This window comes from Salibacterium salarium, from assembly GCF_030813635.1.
Lineage (GTDB): Bacteria > Bacillota > Bacilli > Bacillales > Marinococcaceae > Salibacterium > Salibacterium salarium.
The window spans coordinates 127,233-146,177 of the sequence record NZ_JAUSUM010000002.1; the positions used below are offsets into that span (position 1 = coordinate 127,233).

At 37.9% G+C, this 18,945-nt stretch carries 24 protein-coding genes; 21 read left to right on the forward strand and 3 right to left on the reverse strand.

Features of this window, described 5'->3' with window-relative positions:
- The 13 genes from J2S78_RS06400 (at window position 1) to J2S78_RS06460 (ending at window position 8,321) form a co-directional block, all read left to right on the forward strand.
- On the forward strand, window positions 1-906 hold the full coding sequence (locus J2S78_RS06400) for a type II secretion system F family protein (RefSeq protein ID WP_185819807.1): 906 nt from the start codon (window positions 1-3) through the stop codon (window positions 904-906).
- 11 nt (window positions 907-917) lie between these two features.
- A complete protein-coding gene (locus tag J2S78_RS06405) occupies window positions 918-1,811 on the forward strand; it encodes a type II secretion system F family protein (RefSeq protein ID WP_306897163.1) in 894 nt (297 codons plus the stop codon).
- 14 nt (window positions 1,812-1,825) lie between these two features.
- Window positions 1,826-2,332 carry an A24 family peptidase gene (locus J2S78_RS06410; RefSeq protein WP_306897165.1) on the forward strand — a complete coding sequence of 169 codons (507 nt, stop codon included), beginning with the start codon at window positions 1,826-1,828 and terminating at the stop codon, window positions 2,330-2,332.
- The gene (locus J2S78_RS06415) at window positions 2,317-2,769 is read left to right on the forward strand and encodes a TadE/TadG family type IV pilus assembly protein (protein WP_306897167.1); all 453 of its coding nucleotides are present in this window, start codon (window positions 2,317-2,319) and stop codon (window positions 2,767-2,769) included. The genes J2S78_RS06410 and J2S78_RS06415 overlap by 16 nt, the downstream gene beginning before the upstream one ends.
- Window positions 2,762-3,169: a TadE/TadG family type IV pilus assembly protein gene (locus J2S78_RS06420; RefSeq protein WP_306897168.1), complete on the forward strand. Its 408-nt coding sequence runs from the start codon at window positions 2,762-2,764 to the stop codon at window positions 3,167-3,169. The genes J2S78_RS06415 and J2S78_RS06420 overlap by 8 nt, the downstream gene beginning before the upstream one ends.
- Window positions 3,170-3,260: 91 nt before the next feature.
- Window positions 3,261-4,823, forward strand: coding sequence for an ICP22 family protein (locus J2S78_RS06425; RefSeq protein WP_306897170.1), 1,563 nt, complete (start codon window positions 3,261-3,263; stop codon window positions 4,821-4,823).
- 12 nt (window positions 4,824-4,835) lie between these two features.
- The gene (locus tag J2S78_RS06430) at window positions 4,836-5,009 is read left to right on the forward strand and encodes a Flp family type IVb pilin (RefSeq protein ID WP_306897172.1); all 174 of its coding nucleotides are present in this window, start codon (window positions 4,836-4,838) and stop codon (window positions 5,007-5,009) included.
- A 169-nt stretch (window positions 5,010-5,178) separates the two neighbouring features.
- Window positions 5,179-6,063 carry a hypothetical protein gene (locus J2S78_RS06435; RefSeq protein ID WP_306897175.1) on the forward strand — a complete coding sequence of 295 codons (885 nt, stop codon included), beginning with the start codon at window positions 5,179-5,181 and terminating at the stop codon, window positions 6,061-6,063.
- A 30-nt stretch (window positions 6,064-6,093) separates the two neighbouring features.
- Window positions 6,094-6,975 carry a hypothetical protein gene (locus J2S78_RS06440; RefSeq protein ID WP_306897176.1) on the forward strand — a complete coding sequence of 294 codons (882 nt, stop codon included), beginning with the start codon at window positions 6,094-6,096 and terminating at the stop codon, window positions 6,973-6,975.
- A gap of 144 nt (window positions 6,976-7,119) precedes the next feature.
- Window positions 7,120-7,332: a hypothetical protein gene (locus tag J2S78_RS06445; RefSeq protein WP_306897178.1), complete on the forward strand. Its 213-nt coding sequence runs from the start codon at window positions 7,120-7,122 to the stop codon at window positions 7,330-7,332.
- 104 nt (window positions 7,333-7,436) lie between these two features.
- On the forward strand, window positions 7,437-7,604 hold the full coding sequence (locus J2S78_RS06450; RefSeq protein ID WP_306897179.1) for a YozQ family protein: 168 nt from the start codon (window positions 7,437-7,439) through the stop codon (window positions 7,602-7,604).
- 59 nt (window positions 7,605-7,663) lie between these two features.
- Complete coding sequence (locus tag J2S78_RS06455) at window positions 7,664-7,855, forward strand: hypothetical protein (RefSeq protein WP_306897180.1); 192 nt, start codon at window positions 7,664-7,666, stop codon at window positions 7,853-7,855.
- Window positions 7,856-8,027: 172 nt separating this feature from the next.
- The gene (locus tag J2S78_RS06460) at window positions 8,028-8,321 is read left to right on the forward strand and encodes a hypothetical protein (RefSeq protein ID WP_125559816.1); all 294 of its coding nucleotides are present in this window, start codon (window positions 8,028-8,030) and stop codon (window positions 8,319-8,321) included.
- A 118-nt stretch (window positions 8,322-8,439) separates the two neighbouring features.
- Here the strand turns inward: J2S78_RS06460 and J2S78_RS06465 are convergent, their stop codons facing one another.
- Entirely contained in the window at window positions 8,440-8,823 is a 384-nt protein-coding gene (locus J2S78_RS06465) for a hypothetical protein (RefSeq protein ID WP_306897181.1), read from the reverse strand.
- A gap of 213 nt (window positions 8,824-9,036) precedes the next feature.
- Here J2S78_RS06465 and J2S78_RS06470 point away from each other — a divergent pair, with 213 nt between their 5' ends.
- Window positions 9,037-9,366, forward strand: a complete 330-nt coding sequence (locus J2S78_RS06470; protein ID WP_125559819.1) for a metal-sulfur cluster assembly factor — start codon at window positions 9,037-9,039, stop codon at window positions 9,364-9,366.
- A 63-nt stretch (window positions 9,367-9,429) separates the two neighbouring features.
- Here the strand turns inward: J2S78_RS06470 and J2S78_RS06475 are convergent, their stop codons facing one another.
- The gene (locus tag J2S78_RS06475) at window positions 9,430-10,470 is read right to left on the reverse strand and encodes a zinc-dependent alcohol dehydrogenase (RefSeq protein WP_306897183.1); all 1,041 of its coding nucleotides are present in this window, start codon (window positions 10,468-10,470) and stop codon (window positions 9,430-9,432) included.
- A 17-nt stretch (window positions 10,471-10,487) separates the two neighbouring features.
- Window positions 10,488-12,134 carry a glycerol-3-phosphate dehydrogenase/oxidase gene (locus J2S78_RS06480; protein WP_306897185.1) on the reverse strand — a complete coding sequence of 549 codons (1,647 nt, stop codon included), beginning with the start codon at window positions 12,132-12,134 and terminating at the stop codon, window positions 10,488-10,490.
- Between the two features lie 215 nt (window positions 12,135-12,349).
- Between J2S78_RS06480 and J2S78_RS06485 the strand changes: the two genes are divergently transcribed.
- From J2S78_RS06485 to J2S78_RS06515, 7 genes are all read left to right on the forward strand, one after another.
- Window positions 12,350-13,291: a sugar-binding transcriptional regulator gene (locus J2S78_RS06485; RefSeq protein WP_306897187.1), complete on the forward strand. Its 942-nt coding sequence runs from the start codon at window positions 12,350-12,352 to the stop codon at window positions 13,289-13,291.
- A gap of 106 nt (window positions 13,292-13,397) precedes the next feature.
- Window positions 13,398-13,799: a transcriptional regulator GutM gene (locus J2S78_RS06490; RefSeq protein ID WP_306897188.1), complete on the forward strand. Its 402-nt coding sequence runs from the start codon at window positions 13,398-13,400 to the stop codon at window positions 13,797-13,799.
- On the forward strand, window positions 13,787-14,338 hold the full coding sequence (gene srlA / locus J2S78_RS06495) for a PTS glucitol/sorbitol transporter subunit IIC (protein ID WP_125559829.1): 552 nt from the start codon (window positions 13,787-13,789) through the stop codon (window positions 14,336-14,338). The genes J2S78_RS06490 and srlA overlap by 13 nt, the downstream gene beginning before the upstream one ends.
- A gap of 30 nt (window positions 14,339-14,368) precedes the next feature.
- On the forward strand, window positions 14,369-15,412 hold the full coding sequence (srlE, locus tag J2S78_RS06500; protein ID WP_306897191.1) for a PTS glucitol/sorbitol transporter subunit IIB: 1,044 nt from the start codon (window positions 14,369-14,371) through the stop codon (window positions 15,410-15,412).
- A gap of 199 nt (window positions 15,413-15,611) precedes the next feature.
- Entirely contained in the window at window positions 15,612-16,595 is a 984-nt protein-coding gene (locus tag J2S78_RS06505; RefSeq protein ID WP_306897193.1) for a thiamine pyrophosphate-dependent dehydrogenase E1 component subunit alpha, read from the forward strand.
- Between the two features lie 29 nt (window positions 16,596-16,624).
- Window positions 16,625-17,611 (forward strand): alpha-ketoacid dehydrogenase subunit beta, encoded by a 987-nt coding sequence (locus J2S78_RS06510; protein WP_306897194.1) that lies wholly within the window; start codon window positions 16,625-16,627, stop codon window positions 17,609-17,611.
- Between the two features lie 12 nt (window positions 17,612-17,623).
- On the forward strand, window positions 17,624-18,943 hold the full coding sequence (locus J2S78_RS06515) for a dihydrolipoamide acetyltransferase family protein (RefSeq protein ID WP_306897195.1): 1,320 nt from the start codon (window positions 17,624-17,626) through the stop codon (window positions 18,941-18,943).
- Window positions 18,944-18,945: the final 2 nt, after the last annotated feature.

An 18,945-nucleotide genomic window follows, 5' to 3' on the forward strand; every position in this document is an offset into this window, starting at 1 on the left:
ATGTTGTTTACATACCTGATGATTATTGTTCTTATTTTTATTTTGATTAAAGCGGTTATTGATTTTTGCAAAATAATAATTTTTGGAAGAACAAGAAAAAAACAAGAGCTTCCAAAAGCTTTTGACAGGCTGCAAGGAAAGAAAAACTCTAATTTTCGCTCACAACAAAAAAAAGGTCCATTCGTACAAACAACAATAACGAACATGATGACCATTTTGATTTGTTTTTCTATATTTTTTATTGGAATGGTCTTATTTCAAAACATGTTTTTTGCATTACTATTAGCTGCATCTGGTTTATTTTATCCGAAGTTTAACTCGAAGCAAGCGATAAAAAAACGAAATGAAAAATTAATATTGCAATTTAGAGAAGCTATCCTTTCATTAGCTAGTTCATTAAAAGCCGGTTCTTCTTTACAAGTGGCATTTAAAAGGTGTGAAAATGATTTAACAAGAGAGCTGCAGTTTCAAAAAGATAAGCCAATGCTAGAAGAACTTGAAAAAATAAATAGTGATATTCAACTAGGAAAATCAATGAATGAAGTACTGTTGGATTTTAAAAACGCTAACGATATAGAAGACATTCATCAGTTTGTGGACGCTATGTTGATGACAAAATCCCGTGGAGGAAACCTAGCAGATGTGATAGAAACGACAGCTGAATCAATTTCAGACAAGATATTAATTCAGGAAGAAATAAAATTAGCAACGACTCAAAAACGGATGGAAGCGAATGTACTAACCTTCACTCCCGTTTTTGTCTTAGTAATTATTATGCTAATGAATCCCGAATATATGGAGCCTATGTACAATAATTTAATCGGGACCATTGCTATGTTTATGGCAGCACTTATGCTAATAGCTAACTTTTTGATTGGCCGTAAGATTACAAATATTAATGTATAAAGGGGGAACACATGGTGCCAGCAGTGATATCAACAATAGTATTTATCTTCGTAGCAACATTATTTGTTCCCTCGCAATGGTTTGAGGCAAACATTGTGAAAAAAAGGCTGGTCGATGGTCCAAGGATCGTTAACGCAGAGACCAGATTTTCTGTGAAAAGAATGACTCCTTTGGTAATGAATCTGTTTACTATATTGAATATAAGAATCTCAACGGATAAACGAAAAAACATTGAAAACCAAATACAACTAGCGAATAAAGAAAGTAAGTGGATAGTAGAAGACCTCATAACATTGAAATTTTTCTCAGGTACAGTGGCATTCTTTTATTTTATGATGTTAGGCATGATGAGTGCTAATGCTCTCATGCTTGCTTTAGCACTACCAGGGAGTTTTTTAGGTTATCGCATTCCAGAATTTTGGTTAAAAGTAAAAATTCGAAAACGTCAAGATCAAATAAAGAAAGAACTCCCCTATATATTAAATGCTATAGCCATTATGAGTGGGGCAGGAATGAACTTAATCCCGGCAATGCGTGAAGTTGCTTCAAAACAGAATGGACAACTGGCCAAAGAATTCAATCAAGTTATACACGATGTATCTGTTGGCTTTTCTCAAGTAAAGGCGCTTGATCGAATGGCAGAACGCTGTCAGGTGGAGGAAATGAACAGATTTATTTCTTCTCTTGTTCAAAATATAGAAAGAGGTTCCTCTGGCATTACTAACGTAATAAGAGCACAATCTAAAGAACTTTGGGAAAATCGAAAGAAAAAAGCGCAACAATTAGGAGAAAAAGCATCAATGAAACTTTTTTTCCCGTTGTTACTTCTTGCCTTCCCGGCAACTTTAATATTCATCCTAGGACCAGCTCTAATAACCATTGTTGAGTTTTTTGCTAACTATTAAAAGGAGAAAGTGTAATGTCAATCTTTATCGCTATTTTATCTCTCATAATAGCTGTCCTATACGACTTGAAACAAAGACGTATTCCAAATTGGCTCACATTTGGGTTAATGATAGTAGGTTTGTCGATTAGCGTGATAGCACATGGAACATTCGTACTTTTAGAACATACCTTAGCGATGCTGGCCGCTTTCTTGTCTTTCTTTATTATATATCTTTGCAATGGTATAGGAGCTGGAGATGTAAAGTTGGTTACAGGTTTAAGTGCATTGCTAGGACTCCCTTTTATCATGGTAGGCATCCCACTAATCCTTATATTCGGGGGAATTTACTCAGCCACTATATTAATTTGGCACAGGGGACTGCGTTATATCGGAAGAGATATCATAAATGGTTTCTTTGCTTCTTTATGGAATAAGCGAATGCACCAGTATATGAAATATGTAAAAAAGAATGGAATATTTATTCCCTATTCCATCGTAATTTTTATAGGGAGTGGCGTTACACTATGGATCATTTATTAAAGGTTGTAAAAAGGAAATTAAAGAAAGTGAAAAAGGATGAAGAAGGACAAGCTCTAACAGAGTTTGCTATGGTTGCTCCTTTGCTCATTCTTATCGCTGTTGGAGTCTTACTTTTAGGTTATTTCCTGTTTGCTCAAATCATCGTTGTAACTTCTGCCAACCAAGGAGCACGAGCAGGAAGCGCTTTAACTGCTAACGAAGGTGTCAGCTTTTCAGAAGCTGCAAACCGCGCAGAAACAACGGCCGAATCAGCACTGAGCCAGGGACTAAATGTGAATAACAGTGATATAAATGTACAAAAAAATGGTGATGAATTCGTTGTACACATAAATTATGACTTCGATTTTTTTGTGAATTATGACGATCTTTCTTTACCTGGTAGTTCTACCATCACTCACACTTCCTCATACCAGATATGGGGGGAGGAAAATGATTAAAAACATAAAGAATGAGCGAGGATCTGTATATCCGCTTGCCGCTGCCATGATAACAGTCATGATAGCAGTGGGTGGATTATTAATAGATGGAGGGTTTGTCCTATATAAATACACCCAACTTGCAAGCGCTGTTGATTCGGCGGCTATAGGCGCATTAGACAGTTATGATGAAGGTTTATGGGAGGAAGAAGGAAAAATAGAAATAGACGAAGGGAGAGCAAGAAGTCAGGCGCAACACTACTTAAATAAAAACATGACAGAAGCATCGAACTTAATAGTAACGGTAAACAATGCAAACGTTGAAGTTCATGCAGAAGCAACAGTTCCTATGTTTTTTATGTCTTTGTTTGGATATAGTGAGATCCATATTGAATCAGAAGCTAGTTCAGATCTCTCTTGATGGTTATGTCTAAAGTTGATAAACAGAATAATTAATTACGAAAAGGAGGTGAACTGATTTTTAGTCTGAAGAAAGGAGGAAATAAAACATAGTGAAAAATGTATTCCAGAAAATTATACTCATTCTCATTGCTTTCGTTCTAACAGTATCTCCTGTAAGTATTATGTTTGCAGAAGAGGAAAGCGAAGATATTCCACCGCCTGATCCTGGATTGAATGAAGCAGATGAGTGGAATGACCGGCAGCCAGGTGATAATTCAGAAGGATCCTCCCCGAATCAAACAGAACCGCCTGCTAGTGATGGGACTGGCATTCAGGAAAATCAGGATAATACAAGTTCCGGTGAATCAGGTGAAAATACAGATGATCATTCGAATTCTGATGAGTCTAATAAAGGAGAAAATAGTGAGGGATCCAGTCCTAATAAGGATGCTGAAAACGGAGAGAATTCAAGAACTGATAATGAAAATAAAGCTGGAAATCAAGACAAAGGCAATGAAAAGGACGAAAATTCAACTGGAACAAAAGAAGACATGGAAATCAATGATGAAGCGGATAATCAATGGGAGTCGACTCCGTACGGGTGGAACGAAGATGGCTATCCAAATCATGTACTAAATCCGAATCTCATTCTGGAGAAAGATAATTTGTATTCAGGTGAAAATAAAAAGGAAGCTGGATCTAATACAGATGAAGATTCCTTAGGGTTTAATTCGCCAGAAGATGTACTCAAAGGTGTTACTAATGCAGCAACAGGAAAATTAGAGTTTGCAAAGGAGATGGACAAAACGACCACCACCGATGCATCTGTCAATAAAACCGCTGTAGGGAAAAGCTTTTTGAGCATGACAATAGGGGCAGCGGCACCTGCTTTTTCCGATAATTTAGGTGGAGTGGTGGAAGTTGGAGATTATTTTGCCTCTTCTTATGTAAATGTGAAAGAGTGGTGGGATAATAAAAAACCAATAAAAAGATTCTATAACACATCTCCTCAACTGGTGAAAAAAACTTGGACAGGGATTAAAACGTTTAAACTAGGAATAGGCATTTTAGGTGTAGGAGTCACTGGATTGGAAGTTAAAGGACTAGTTGATGCATTCCAAGAAGGAGATGGCTGGGGCATTGCTGAACACTCTTTCGGGACGGTAGGAAGTGTTGCGGGTATATTTGCTCTTTCTGGTATTCCAGCCTTAATATTTGGTCTAGGTATTGGAATTTCGTTAGGAATAAAATATCGAAAGCAATTAGGGGAAGCTTTTGATTGGGCGAGAGATAAATATGGTGATTTAGCTGAATGGTCTAATGATAAGGGTGGTCAATTTATGGAAACAGCTGCAAATGCTGTTGGAAATGTAGGAGAAAAAGCTGCGAATGCAGTTGGAAACGGTGTAAAAGGTGCGGGAGAAGCAGCGTCAAATGCTATAGATAAGGTGGGTTCTGTTGCGTCTAACGTTAACCCACCTGTACTCGGAGAAGGATTGGATCAAGCTGCCTCTACTGTGGCAGAAAGAACAGAAAAAGTATCCGAGGCGGCTGGAGATGCTATCCAAAAAACCGGAGAAACGATTTCGAATGGGGTGAAGTCGGCTGGTGAAAAGGCTGGTAATGCTATGAAAGATTTTGGAAAAGAAGTAAATAATTTTGTAAGTCCATAGGGAGGTAATATAATGAATTTATATGCGAGAATAAAAAGTGTAGTTGCGAATGAAAAAGGACAATCATTAAGTGAATATGGTTTAATCATAGCGTTAGTCGCCATAGCTGTTATTGGCACGTTGTCGACTTTAGGAGGATCACTAGAAGGAATATTTGACCAAATCGTTCAGAAACTTAGTGTATGATAGATTAGTTAATAAAGAGAGTCCGTCTTTTATAGCATTAACGGGCTCTCTTCTCCAATTAATAATCTTTTAAGGAAAGATTTTTATTTAAATGAAAGTTGGTAGTAAATAGACAATACAATTACCAATGTTTTTAGTGGTCTATTCTATTTGTTAAGGAGATTATACGATGAAAAAAAAGCTACCTGGTCATAGACGAATAACGGGAGAGTTTAAAAAGCTGGCGAAGCAGCATATGAAATGTATGGAAACAGCGCAAATGAGTCCTTATTTTTTTTGGGAAGGAAGAAAGTATAGGATCATTATTATCCATTCTCTGTTTTCCAGAATTATTCTAAACCCAGGAGGACGTATATATATCATTACGGATGATCAAGCAAGAAACATTAAAGATAAAAATATTTTTATAGAAATGCTTCGTAAAGAATTTCATTTTTACTGTTTAATCAACCAATCATCTATTATTAAATCGGATGCAAAGTCATTTGACGCGAAAAACTTTGCGAACCAAAAGAAAATTTTTGATCAGGTTTTGGCTCACATAGAAAAAGAGGGACAACCTTTTACAGAAAGGGAAATCGATGCCTTTCGTACGATGGCATATTTTATCGGAGAAAAAAACAAATTGAAGGAAGATATTAGTTTTTATACCAAACAGCTTCAACAAATCCATAAAAGATTGAAACGGGAAAAACCAATCGAGTGGGATAATTCGAATGTAGAAGAACTTCATAACTTACACGATTTGCATCAAGAGTTAAAAATTAAATTAGATATAAGGCTGTTGGAAACAATCGAAGAAAGAATGCTAGTTCTTAACAATATAATAGGAAAACTTAAAAATATCAGAATGAAAAGAGTAATTAAAGGTCAGCTTGTAGGACAGCAATACTATATAAATAAGGTGGTAAGCTCAATCGAATTGGAAGTTGGAAAAAGAGATATACCAAGTTGTATAAGCTACAAAAAGGCACATACTTATGAATCTGATTTGCGAAGTCAATCAGAAGAGCAGCTGGTTCATTGCTCTCTTATTAACGAAACTACCTCTTAGGGTAATGGTGATCAAGGAGAGAATTATGTAATGAAAAAGCTACCTGGTCATAGACGAGTAACGGGAGAGTTTAAAAAGCTGGCGAAACAGTATATGAGATTTATGGAAACAGCGCAAATGAGTCCTTATTTTTTTTGGGAAGGAAAGAAGTACAGGATGATTATTATCCATTCTCTGCTTTTCAGGATCACTCTCAACCCAGGAGGACGTATATATATCATTACGGATGATCAAGCAAGAAACATTAAAGATAAGAATATTTTTATAGAAATTTTTCGTAAAGAATTTCATTTTTACTGTCTAACCAACCAATCACCTATTATTAAATCGGATGCAAAGGAATTTGACGCGAAAAACTTTGCGAAGCAAAAGAGAATTTTTGATCAGGTTTTGGCTTACATAGAAAAAGAGGGACAACCTTTTACAGAAAGGGAGGTCGATGCATTTCGTACGATGGCATATTTTATCGGAGAAAAAAACAAATTGAAGGAAGATATTAGTTTTTATACCAAACAGCTTCAACAAATCCATAAAAGATTGAAACGGGAAAAACCAATCGAGTGGGATAATTCGAATGTAGAAGAACTTCATAACTTACACGATTTGCATCAAAAGTTAAAACTTAAATTAGAGAACAGACTGTTGGAAACAACCGAAGAAAGAATGCTAGTCCTTAACAATATAATAGGGAAACTTAAAAGTATCAGAATGAAAAGAGTAATTAAAGGTCAGCTTGTAGGACAGCAATACTTTATGAATAAGGTGGTGAACGCAATCGAATTGAAAATTGGAAAAAGAGATATACCAAGTTGTATAAGCTATAACAAGGCACTTACTTATGAATCTGAGTTGCGAAGAGAATCGGAAGAGCAGCTGATTCACAGCTCTCTTATTAACGACACTACTTCTTAATGGAATTCATAGATTACTAGTGATAGTGATCAAGGAGAGAATTATGTAATGAAAAAAGCTACCTGGTCATAGACGGGTAACAGGAGTATGCTTGCTAAACAACTTCGATAAATAGATAAAACATAGATACTGGAGGAGATTACGATGAAGATATATTGGTATATATTATTAGGGGTCAGTGTGTTTATTTTAACGCCGTTATTAATTCTAGACATGGTACAAACGAAAACATTTAATTTAAAATTTCCTTTAATGATAATTGTGCTTATCACTGTTTATCAGAGTATTTTTAAGAAGAAGGACAAAGATAATGAAAACAATGTGCAAAATGATAAACAATCCAGTGGAAACGAATAACATTTTCAGATAGTATATGGGTTAAAAACAATGACACATTAAAAGAATATCTCCTTCATTTTTGTCGCACCATATAGGTAATGACAAAAAAAGGAGACTTTTCAATGGATAAGAAATCAACAAATACAGATAAGACTAATCATCCTGATGACTATAATAGTAATGAATCTGTCTCCCGTGGGTTGGCAGATACACATGAACAGGTATCTGATACGTATACAGCGGGTACCATTGATGAATTAAACAAACGAACTTCTCGAAAAAAACAGTAATCCTTAGTAGTGATCGTATTTTGTAGCTATTTACAAAAGTGTTGAAAGGAGGACCTCCATTGGCTGATGCCCAAGGGAACGAAAAGCAATATATTATTGGACAAGAAGTTTCGTATAAGGGGAAAGTGTGCACGGTGATTGCAGAATACACACGAACGATATGTATTGAGTATATTGATTTTCCTTTTCAAGAAGAGGAGGAATTCCCATACCAACGCGAAATTGTGTTAAAAGATGAAGCAGCAAGCTGACTCTAAACGGAAAATGAAAGAGGCTGTTCCATTTAAATTTTGGAAGGTCTCTTTTTATCATTTGTGAAAAATAAAAAAATAATATTGCTTGTTTTCAACGCTAAGTCATACGTTTAAAATTGTATCGTCAGGGTATTTACAAAAATGTAAGTTATTTTAGAGGAGGCACAACTTGAAAATTGACAAAGTAGTAGTGGAAGAAAAAAACGATAAAATTACTTTTAACACAGGTGAACTCCATGTAAAAGACGGTGATCCTGAAAAATGGGAAGCAACTCTACATGGTGTAGAAAATCAACGTTTTTTCATGGAGGCCATGCGTGACAGTCGTAAAGAACACTTAACCTTCGAGACAGAAGCTGGAACGATGGATGGCTTCGTCGCTGTGGAAGGTCTAGACCCAGCTGCGACACAAAATGTTGTGACTTTGACTGGAGCTAGTGTGTTAAATGGATACCAACAATAGTGAACAGCAAGACCAGAGCTGATTATGGAGGCTCTGGTCTCTTTTTAGGAAAGCTGTAGCGCTACAAGAGAATACAAAAAAGCCTCTCCAAATTGGAGGGGCTTGTGCACCGGCTCTGTTAGCTGCAATCTACTTTCACAGACGTTTTGGATGTTTCATCTCCAGACACAACAGCAAATCCTGTAACAGTACGCCCGTTTTTTTGGAGAAGACGAATGCTTAAGTTTCTAGAAACTTTGTCTGGAGCCACCACAAAAATCTGGTTAGCATCTATTGTTTGGAGATGACGTTTTAAATAAGGATAAGGTAGGGTGTGAGCATTTTTTACTGGAAAACGGTCGGCGTCTTGATAATCTCGAATATCAAGTACGACAGTATTATCCGGTAATGGTTGTTTAGGAAGAGGAGCACACTTTACACCAAAGACCGGCATCCATCGTTGATAGAAAAAGATAAGAGCGACAAAACAAACCGTTCCAAGCAAAATGGTGGACCACATCAATATTTTTACCTCCATCGGGTTCATATTTTTAATTTACAAATAGGATTCTATCTATAAAGCATGATAGACGCAAATGAAATGCATGTCGTTCAGCATTAATTAGTATACTATAAGGACAAGCACATCGAATAGGGGATATGAAAAATAAGACAAAATAATTTTGAAAAACGAAAATGTTTGTTACAGTTAGAGTAAGTATAAGGAGGTGTTGGGATGTCTGAAGAAAATAGCGAATTAGAGGAACGAATAATAGCTGAGCTTGAAAATGTAACAGACCCTGAGCTTGGCATAGATATTGTAAACCTTGGTCTCGTGTACGGAGCTGACGTTGACAGTGATTTAAACGCCAAAATCACGATGACATTAACAGCTATGGGATGTCCGCTTGCTGAAACAATCGTCAGTGATATTAAATCAGCATTAAGTGATTTACAAGAATTCGGAGAAATCAACGAAGTCGACGTGAATATCGTGTGGAACCCGCCGTGGGACAAAAGTAAAATGTCTCGTTACGCTAAAATCGCATTAGGGGTTGCTGATTAATAAGAAAAGCTGTCCGCCTGAAAAAGGCAAGGACAGCTTTTCTTATAATATAACATTTGTATATCATTCGTGCGGTTTTACAATACATTTCAATCCTTCTTTGCTGTCAGCGGTTTGAAATGCTTTGGCCGTTTCTTCCAATTGGAATGAGTGAGTGATGAAAAAGTCAAAATCAAGAAGCCCTTGATCAATCCACTTTACTGCTTCAACATGTGAAGCACGGGGAGCGCCGTGTGTACCAATTACACGCAATTGTTTGTACATCATTTGATTAGTATTTAAAGGAACAGATGATTGATTTTTAATTCCAGCGAAAATAAGAACATCCCCCATTTTTTTTACAAGATCGAGTGCCTCGTTTTGTGCGTCGGGCGATGGAGCGGTGATAATAATCGAATCGGCCCCTTGACCATCTGTTTCTTTTATCACTTGCTGAAGGGTGTCAGCACTGGTTGGGTTAATAACAACATCAGCTCCTGCCTCTATAGCTTTTTGCCGACGCGGAGCGGAACGTTGAATGACAATTACTTTAGCAACCCCTATTCTTTTTAATGCAGCAATGTACATACAGCCTATAGCTCCGGCACCATAGACGACAACGGTGTCTCCGGGTTCTGGCTGAAGCTCTTGTAATCCGCTTAACACGCACGAAAATGGTTCTGATAGACAGGCCTGTTCATATGAAGTAGTAGCCGCTATTTTCTGGATAGATCCGTTTTCGACGAAGGTGCCAGGAAGCACTACATATTCTGCGAATCCACCGTCCACTTGATACCCCATCGAGTGTCCTTTTACGCAATGATGTCCCTGGTTTTTTTGACAATAGACACAAACGCCGCAAGGTATATGCGCACCTAGCGTTACTCTATCTCCAATATCAAAACGTGAGATGGAACTTCCTAATTCCACCACTTCTCCAGCAATTTCATGGCCGATAATGCGGGGCAGTGAAATTCTTGAGTCACCGTGTTGAAAGATACGAAGGTCAGATCCGCATATGCCGATTGCATGTACTTTCAATAATATTTCATTATGCTCTAAAGGTGGTAAAGTCTTTTGTTGATATTCTAATGTTTGTTTGTCAGTTAGTGCGACACCGTACATAACCAATTTCTCCTTTCTTACTCTAAAAAGGTTAAGGCTTGGTCGATTAAAACCTGGATGGAATGCCGTTCATTTTCCTTGCGATAGGAATCCCAGTTTAATTTATTAGCAAGAATCTCAGTAACTACCGGTTCTGTACGTTTCACTCTGTCAATGTCAAATAATAGATAACTTGTACGCCGGTCATAAAAATCTGCTAACGTTGCAACCATCTCATGCTCAACTGTATACATTGCTTCAGCCGCAATATTTCTTTTTTCATGATTTGTATAGGTGGTATCAAACGATTCTATTTGTTCTAAAAGCAGTTCAGTCCGAGAACCGTATCGGAAGACATAAGTATGGATGTCTTGCTTGGAAAGTTGCAAGTGTTCATATTGTTTATACAGTTCGTTAATATATAAATGCATGTCTTGGTCTGATGCAAAGTTCCCTCCGGCTAATGGAACCCATTCTGTTTGAGACGGGGATAGTTTAATGTTACCTCTACGAGCAACATAATCCATGATACGCTCTGCCATTTTTCTATATCCAGTCAATTTACCGCCAGCAATTGTTATTAAACCAGCTTCTGATTCAAAAATTTCGTCGTGACGTGATAGTTCGGAAGGTTTGCTGTTATCATGACCTATTAATGGACGGATTCCAGCCCAACTGGAGGCGATATCGTCTATACTTATATCCAAATCAGGAAACATGTCATAAAGGCAGCCAATTAAATAATTACACTCGGATTTATAAACATAAATGTTGTCCATATCTTCCTCATAGAGAGATTCAGTCGAACCTACATAGGTTGTGTCTCCTCTTGGAATCACAGCAATCATTCTACCATTGTGTTGAAAATAGATAGAAGAATGCACAGGAATCTTCTCGTAAGGAAAAACGAGGTGAATCCCCTTAGCATGTACCATATGTTTTCCTGTTATCGGGTGATCTTTTTTTCGTACCTCATCTACCCAAGGCCCAGCGGCATTAACAATGTAGGTCCCATGAAGGGGAAATGAATCTTCATTTAAATGGTCATTTACCAAAATGCCTGTTATTTTTTCTTCGTCGTCTCTGATAAAATCTGTCATCTCCGTGTAGTTCAACACAGCAGCGCCTTTTTCAAAAGCTGTTTTTGCCGTTTCCATAGTTAATCGACTGTCATCTGTTCGGTATTCAACATATTCACCGCTGCCTGTTACCGTTTTTTTATGAAAGAGAGGCTCATTTTGTAAGGTGGACTTTTTTGAATGAATCTCGTGTCGTTCTTCACTTTTCACTCCAGCTAACCGGTCATAGACTGTTAATCCCGCCTTTAATGTAAGCTTGTTAAACGACTCTCCTTTGATTAAGGGAAATACCATATTGATAGGGTAAACGAGGTGTCGGGCATTGTTATACACAATATCTCGTTCTCTCCCAACCTCTTTAACGATTGAAAACTCAAAATTTTTAAGATATTTTAAGCCACCGTGAATTAATTTTCCTGATCGGCTGCTTGTACCGGATGCAAAATCTTTGCGTTCAATTAAAGCGACTTTCATCCCTCGGGTTACAGCATCTAAAGCAATACCACTCCCTGTTATTCCGCCCCCAATAACAATCATATCAAACGAAGTATTTTCTAAATATTCTCTTTGCGCATCCCGTTGTTGTGTAGAAAATCTCGTTTGCATGAATCACCCCTCCTTTACAATAGTTCAATTTAATATCAAATGTAAATATAGTATAACTAGAATATCTTATTCTTATTATTTCGTCAATAAAGGGCTTACATTTTTGATGAAACAGGTTTGGAACATATTAGTCGAAAACTGTTTCAAAATATCAACACTTCCTGCTATGATATGAATACCCATTATATTTACAAATGTAACAAGGAGGGTCATAAATGGACTGGAAAGAACGACGACAATTGGTAAAAATAGCCAAACTATATTACTTGGAAAATTGGACACAAACGGAAATATCTAAAAAAGTGGGCTTATCACGTCCAATTATTTCAAAATCTCTGCAGCTTGCTAAAGAAACGGGTATTATAGAAATTCATATAAAAGACGAAACCCTTCATACTGTAGAGCTTGAAAATGAAATAGAAAAAAGATATGGATTGGAAGATGTGGTTGTGTTGGCTTCTTCCAATCATGGATCAGAGATGATAAAACGTCGTGTGGGACAAGCAGCTTCTGCTTATATCTCTAAAAAATTAGATCATGTTAACAAGATTGGTATTTCCTGGGGAAAATCAATGTATTCTTTTATTGATGAATTTCCTTATCAAGATAAGAAAAATGTGCACCTGGTTCCCCTCATAGGAGGAATGGGAAGCAATTACGTACACTTACATTCCAACCATTTAACTTTCCATCTTGCACAAAAGTTAAACACTACTTCGTCCTATCTACATGCTCCGGCTATGGTAGAAACAGATGATTTAAAACAAAAGTTAATGGATTCTAAAGATATTTCAGAGGTGCTAGAACAAGGAAGGAATGTAGAAGTGGCGGTAGTAGGCGTTGGTGTTCCTACTTCACAATCGACGATGGCAGAAATGGGGTATATTGAGAAAGAAGATGTAGCGTCGTTAAATAAAGAAAGTGCAGTAGGAGATATAAATTCTCAATTTTATGATGAGCACGGACAAGATATCATGCACCCGTTAAACCAAAGAACAATTGGATTAACATTAGCCGATTTAAAACAAATACCAGAGGTGATTGCTATTACCGATGGAACAGAGAAGGTAAATAGCCTCCATGCCGCATTAAAAGGCGGATATATAAACGTTCTCATTGTCGATGACAATATGGCTCAAGCTTTGATTTCCAAGTAATAAATTTTTATAGTTTTCTAAAAATGGTTGACATTACTTTGTAAGCGTTTTATTATTTTATTTACAAAAGTTTTGATTATATACATTTGTAAAAAGGAGGAAGAATATGTGGTCAACTTTCTTTATAGTGTTTGCTAGCATTTGGGGGCTGCAGTTTTTGTTAACCCATCTTCAAGTAAAACACTATCAATCGAAAATTAAAGAAGTAAGCCATCGAAACTCAGGTTATTTGGGGACAGGATACTTTAAAAAAAAGCTTGGAAATGGGGCAGTCATGCTAATTGTTTGTAACGAAGATTCCGAAATAGTGGAAGCAAAAGTGATGAAAGGATTAACTGTCTTTTCAAGATTCAAAGATAGTAAGCGCTTACTTGGGATGACGCTTGAAGATAGTAAATCGTCGGAATTTTTAAGTGAAAAAGAAACAAATGCTCTGACAAATGCAATCAGCATGATAGAAAATGAGATGAAAAAGAAAAGAGAGGAGAATGAAGCATGGATTTCTTGATTAATTTAGCAGAAGGCTTCATTGGAATGTTTGAAGCAGGCGGAGAAACCTTTACAGGACTTGTGACAGGTATTATTCCATTATTGATTGTACTCATAACAGCTGTAAATGCTCTTATTAAATTTGTAGGGGAAGAAAGAGTAAATCGTTTTGCACAAAAATGTACGAAGTATTTCATATTGAGATACACTATCTTTCCATTTATGGCCGTGTTTTTCTTAACGAATCCAATGTGTTATACGTTTGGACGGTTTTTACCAGAGAGACAAAAACCAGCCTTTTATGATTCAACGGTATCATTTGTTCACCCAGTAACGGGTCTTTTCCCACACGCAAACGCAGCAGAATTATTCGTTTACACAGGTGTTTCTGCTGGTATTACAGAGCTTGGTTTGTCACTTGGACCACTAGCAATGAGATTTTTACTCGTAGGTATTGCTGTCATGTTGCTTAGAGGTATTGTAACAGAGTTAATAACGGGCTACATGATTAAAAATAATAAGAAGAAAAAAGTGCAGCCTGAAGCAGAAGCTAGCTAATATTTCTAACGTTTGAAGGAGGTTTAACCAATGAGTGAATACAAAGCTGTAAAAGTACACAAAGGTTCAACGGGATGGGGAGGCCCACTAGTTATCCAGCCGGATGATGAGAAAAAATATATTGTATCGGTAACAGGTGGTGGAATCCATCCTGTCGCACAGGCCATAGCGGATAACACAGGCGGTATTGCAATTGACGGCTTTGAAAAATCAGTCGAAAAAGAAGAAATGGCATGTGCTGTCATCAATTGTGGAGGAACGGCAAGAAGTGGTGTGTATCCAAGAATGGGTGTTTTAACGATCAATGTGTTTAGCAATTCACCATCTGGACCATTAATGAAGTTTATTAAAGAAACGAACTTTGTATCTGGCGTTGGGACGGAAAATGTAGAAATGACAGATGGCGAACCGGTAGAAGCAAGTGTAGAAGAGGCAAATGAAGAAGTAGAACAACATTCATCGAATAACGACACGGAAAAGAAAACGAAAGAAGAAGCTAAGCAAGAAGTCGCTAAAAGTGGAAATGGAGGACAAGGTAAGGGGAAAATAGGAACTTTTATTGATGCCCTTGGTTCCAAAATTGGAAACGTTGTCAGTATATTTTTCCAATCCGGTCGGGAAACCATTGATACGGTGATAAAAAATATTTTACCGTTTATGGCATTTGTCAGTATGCTAATTGGAATTATTAATTACACGGGAATTGGCGATCTCATTGCAAATTATGTTACACCGCTGGCAAGTACGCTTACAGGAATGTTAATCTTATCACTTTTATGTGCGATTCCAGTTATTTCGCCAATTCTTGCGCCGGGAGCCGTTATTGCACAGGTAGTTGGTGTTTTAGTTGGTGTTGAAATAGGAAAAGGAAACATTCCGCCACAAATGGCACTCCCTGCTTTATTTGCGATTAACCCACAAGTAGGAATGGACTTTATTCCAGTAGGTCTGACACTTGGAGAAGCGGAGCCAGAAACGGTTGAAGTAGGTATACCCGCGGTTCTATTCTCGAGACTGGCGACCGGACCGGCAGCCGTTATCATTGCTTACTTTGCTAGTTTTGGAATGTATTAAAAAGAAGATGTCTTCCTCTTATGAATAATAAAAGGGGAAGACCACCTTCTTAACTGCAAAGGAATGGAAATTTTTTTGACGTTATTATTACAAATGTTCCTTTTAAGAACAAAAATAATATTTAATTGACATTTAGTTGTTTTGATACTAATATAATTACAAAAGTTATATATATGAACAAATGTAACGGAGGTGCAATATGTTAAATTCAGTACAACTTTATCCAGAAAAGTCAAATGATGAATTGCTCAGTCTTCTAAAAGAAATGTGGACGATTCGTTTTTTTGATGAAAAGGTCGACGAATTTTTCGCAAAAGGAATGATTCACGGTACTACTCATTTGTGCGTCGGGCAAGAAGTAACTGCAACCGGCCCTTGTGCTGTTATCAAAGAGGAAGATAAAATCACGAGCACACACCGCGGACATGGGCATTGCATTGCTAAAGGAGCAGATATCAACCGGATGATGGCAGAGTTATTTGGCCGATCAACAGGATATTGTAAAGGAAAAGGCGGCTCTATGCACATTGCAGATGTAGAAAAAGGAAACCTTGGTGCCAATGGTATTGTGGGTGGAGGAATTCCTCTTGCAACAGGTGCAGCACTAACATCCAAAATGAAGCAAAAAGATGAAGTTATTCTTAGTTACTTTGGAGATGGGGCGGCAAATGAAGGGAGCTTTCATGAATCTTTGAATATCGCCTCCATTTGGAATTTACCAGTCATATTCATTTGTGAAAACAACCAATATGGCATGTCAGGATCGGTAAAAGAAATGGTAAACATTGAACATATTGCTGATCGTGCAACTGCCTACGGAATTCCAGGAAAAGTCGTAGACGGAAATGATCTCATTGAAGTCATGAATGAAACCCATGAAGCTGTAAAGCACGCACGTGATGGAAAAGGTCCAGTCTTAATTGAAGCAAAAACGTATCGTTGGAAAGGTCACTCCAAATCGGACGCGAGAAAATACAGAACTCGTGAAGAAGAACAAGCATGGAAAGAAGCAGACGGCATCAAACGTTTTCGTGATCTTCTCATCAGCGAAGAAATAGTAACGGAAGAAGCGGCAGATAATTTACGTAAAGAAGCGAAACAGGAAGTCGAAGATGCTGTTAAATATGCTGAAGACAGTCCAGAACCATCAATAGATACATTAATGGAAGATGTGTACGCCTAGAGCTTTTCTTTTAAAGGAGGGGAAAACGAATGAGAGAACTCACTTATGTGGAAGCATTACGAGAAATGATGTCTCAAGAAATGCGGGAAAATGAAAATGTATTTCTAATGGGAGAAGATATTGGAGTTTATGGTGGCGCTTTTGGCGTGACACGTGGAATGATTGAAGAATTTGGACCGGAAAGAGTGAGGAATACACCGATTTCTGAAGCAGGAATTACAGGATCTGCAATTGGTTCTGCTTTGACAGGCATGCAGCCTATTGTTGAATTGCAATTTTCGGATTTTATTACGATAGCGATGGACCAATTGGCTAACCAAGCGGCGAAACTTCGTTATATGTATGGCGGGAAAGGAAATGTACCGATGGTTCTCCGAACACCCGCAGGATCTGGAACGGGAGCTGCAGCTCAGCATTCCCAAAGCCTTGAAGCTTGGGTAGCTCACATTCCAGGGTTAAAAGTAGTGCAGCCATCAACGGCATATGACGCAAAAGGCTTGTTAAAAGCAGCGATTGACGATCCTAACCCTGTTATTTTTTATGAGCACAAATTACTTTATAAAACGAGTAGCGAGGATGTACCAGAAGAGCCTTACAGCATTCCACTAGGTCAGGCAGATGTTAAACGAGAAGGGGAAGACGTAACTATTATTGCGACAACCGTAATGGTTCACCGTGCCCTTGAAGCAGCAAAATCATTAGCTGAAGAAGGAATTAGTGTAGAAGTTATCGATCCTCGTTCGATCGTACCTTTAGATGAAGAAACCATTATACAATCTGTTATAAAAACAAATCGTGTTGTTGTCGCTCATGAAGCAGTGAAACGAGGTGGATATGGAGGAGAAATTGCGAGCATGATTACCGAAAGTGAGGCATTCGACTTTCTCGATGCTCCAGTTAAACGATTAGGCGCTTCTCCAGTACCGGTCCCTTACAATCCTGAATTAGAAAAAGCAATGACACCACAAACGGAAGATTTAATTCGGGCTGTTAAAGATACATTGAATCGAGAGTAAGGAGGGGAGAATGTGGCCAAAGAAATATTCATGCCAAAATTAAGCAGTACGATGGAAACCGGTACTATTCTACAATGGTTAAAAAACGAAGGGGACCCCGTAGAAATGGGGGAACCGGTATTTGAAGTTATGAGCGACAAAATCAATATTGAAGTGGAAGCTTACGAGGAAGGTGTTTTATTAAAAAAATACTACGAAGTGGACGAAGTTGTACCGGTAAATACGGTTGTGGGATATATTGGTGAAGAAAATGAGGAAGTACCGGATACAGCACCAGCGGGAGAGGAAGAAAAAGCAGAAGAACCTGTATCTGAAGCCATAGAGGAAAATACATTAGAAACCACTACTGACAAAACAGATACTTCCAAAGTGCGTGCCACACCAGCAGCTAGACGCGCAGCAAAAGAAAAAGGGGTTTCTTTGTTTGAAGTGACAGGTACGGGTCCAAAACAGCGTATTCATCAGGATGATGTTCACCTTCATGCTGAAGAAGATGGCCAGCAAGAACTAAAAGCGAGCCCGCTTGCTCGTAAGTGGGCAGAAGCAGACAATGTCAATCTGGAAAATGTTGAGGGAAGTGGTCCGAGAAATAAAATTTATACCCGCGATCTTACTTCGCAATCAGAACAAATAGACGAACCAGAACGTGTACCTATGCAGGGGATCCGTAAAGTCGTAGCGGATAGAATGACCGAAAGCGCTTCTAATGTACCGCATGTCACTCTCTATTCTGATATTGATATGACCGAAGCGATTCGTCTTCGCAGCCAGCTCCAGGATAAAATGGTAGAAAAAACGGGATATAAACTATCTTACACAGAAATTATTGCAAAAGCTGTAGCTGTCACTTTAAAACGACATCCTTATTTAAATGCTTCGTTGAATGAAGAGAAAAATGAAATTATTCTTCATCAAGAAGTAAATATTGGGATCGCTGTTGCAACAGAACAAGGATTGGTTGTACCTGTTGTTTCCAAAACGGATCAAAAAGGTTTCACAGAGTTAGTGAAAGAAACAAAGCAACTTGGTGAGAGCGCTAGAAAGCAACAATTGCAGCCAAATCAAATGCAAGGTGGCACATTTACAATTAGTAATCTTGGTATGTATGCCGTGGACGGGTTCACTCCGATTATTAATCAACCGGAAGCCGCTATACTAGGGGTTGGAAGAATGAAAGAGACACCAGTAGGCGTTAATGGGAACATTGAATTGCGTCCTATGATGGCATTTAGTCTATCCTTTGATCATCGAATCGTCGATGGAGCACCAGCGGCTGCGTTTCTCACAGATTTAAAGCATGCGCTTGAATCGCCGTATGAATTGTTAATGTAAGG

Excerpts from the sequence above, each read along its gene's own strand:
- srlA (WP_125559829.1), top strand. The coding sequence starts at position 13,787 with ATGGATTTCTTGATTAATTTAGCAGAAGGCTTCATTGGAATGTTTGAA.
- J2S78_RS06480 (WP_306897185.1), bottom strand. The coding sequence starts at position 12,134 with ATGCAAACGAGATTTTCTACACAACAACGGGATGCGCAAAGAGAATAT.
- srlE (WP_306897191.1), top strand. The coding sequence starts at position 14,369 with ATGAGTGAATACAAAGCTGTAAAAGTACACAAAGGTTCAACGGGATGG.
- J2S78_RS06415 (WP_306897167.1), top strand. The coding sequence starts at position 2,317 with ATGGATCATTTATTAAAGGTTGTAAAAAGGAAATTAAAGAAAGTGAAA.
- J2S78_RS06410 (WP_306897165.1), top strand. The coding sequence starts at position 1,826 with ATGTCAATCTTTATCGCTATTTTATCTCTCATAATAGCTGTCCTATAC.
- J2S78_RS06445 (WP_306897178.1), top strand. The coding sequence starts at position 7,120 with ATGAAGATATATTGGTATATATTATTAGGGGTCAGTGTGTTTATTTTA.
- J2S78_RS06490 (WP_306897188.1), top strand. The coding sequence starts at position 13,398 with ATGTGGTCAACTTTCTTTATAGTGTTTGCTAGCATTTGGGGGCTGCAG.
- J2S78_RS06405 (WP_306897163.1), top strand. The coding sequence starts at position 918 with ATGGTGCCAGCAGTGATATCAACAATAGTATTTATCTTCGTAGCAACA.
- J2S78_RS06435 (WP_306897175.1), top strand. The coding sequence starts at position 5,179 with ATGAAAAAAAAGCTACCTGGTCATAGACGAATAACGGGAGAGTTTAAA.
- J2S78_RS06450 (WP_306897179.1), top strand. The coding sequence starts at position 7,437 with ATGGATAAGAAATCAACAAATACAGATAAGACTAATCATCCTGATGAC.
- J2S78_RS06485 (WP_306897187.1), top strand. The coding sequence starts at position 12,350 with ATGGACTGGAAAGAACGACGACAATTGGTAAAAATAGCCAAACTATAT.
- J2S78_RS06440 (WP_306897176.1), top strand. The coding sequence starts at position 6,094 with ATGAAAAAGCTACCTGGTCATAGACGAGTAACGGGAGAGTTTAAAAAG.
- J2S78_RS06400 (WP_185819807.1), top strand. The coding sequence starts at position 1 with ATGTTGTTTACATACCTGATGATTATTGTTCTTATTTTTATTTTGATT.
- J2S78_RS06430 (WP_306897172.1), top strand. The coding sequence starts at position 4,836 with ATGAATTTATATGCGAGAATAAAAAGTGTAGTTGCGAATGAAAAAGGA.
- J2S78_RS06420 (WP_306897168.1), top strand. The coding sequence starts at position 2,762 with ATGATTAAAAACATAAAGAATGAGCGAGGATCTGTATATCCGCTTGCC.
- J2S78_RS06510 (WP_306897194.1), top strand. The coding sequence starts at position 16,625 with ATGAGAGAACTCACTTATGTGGAAGCATTACGAGAAATGATGTCTCAA.
- J2S78_RS06475 (WP_306897183.1), bottom strand. The coding sequence starts at position 10,470 with ATGTACGGTGTCGCACTAACTGACAAACAAACATTAGAATATCAACAA.
- J2S78_RS06505 (WP_306897193.1), top strand. The coding sequence starts at position 15,612 with ATGTTAAATTCAGTACAACTTTATCCAGAAAAGTCAAATGATGAATTG.
- J2S78_RS06470 (WP_125559819.1), top strand. The coding sequence starts at position 9,037 with ATGTCTGAAGAAAATAGCGAATTAGAGGAACGAATAATAGCTGAGCTT.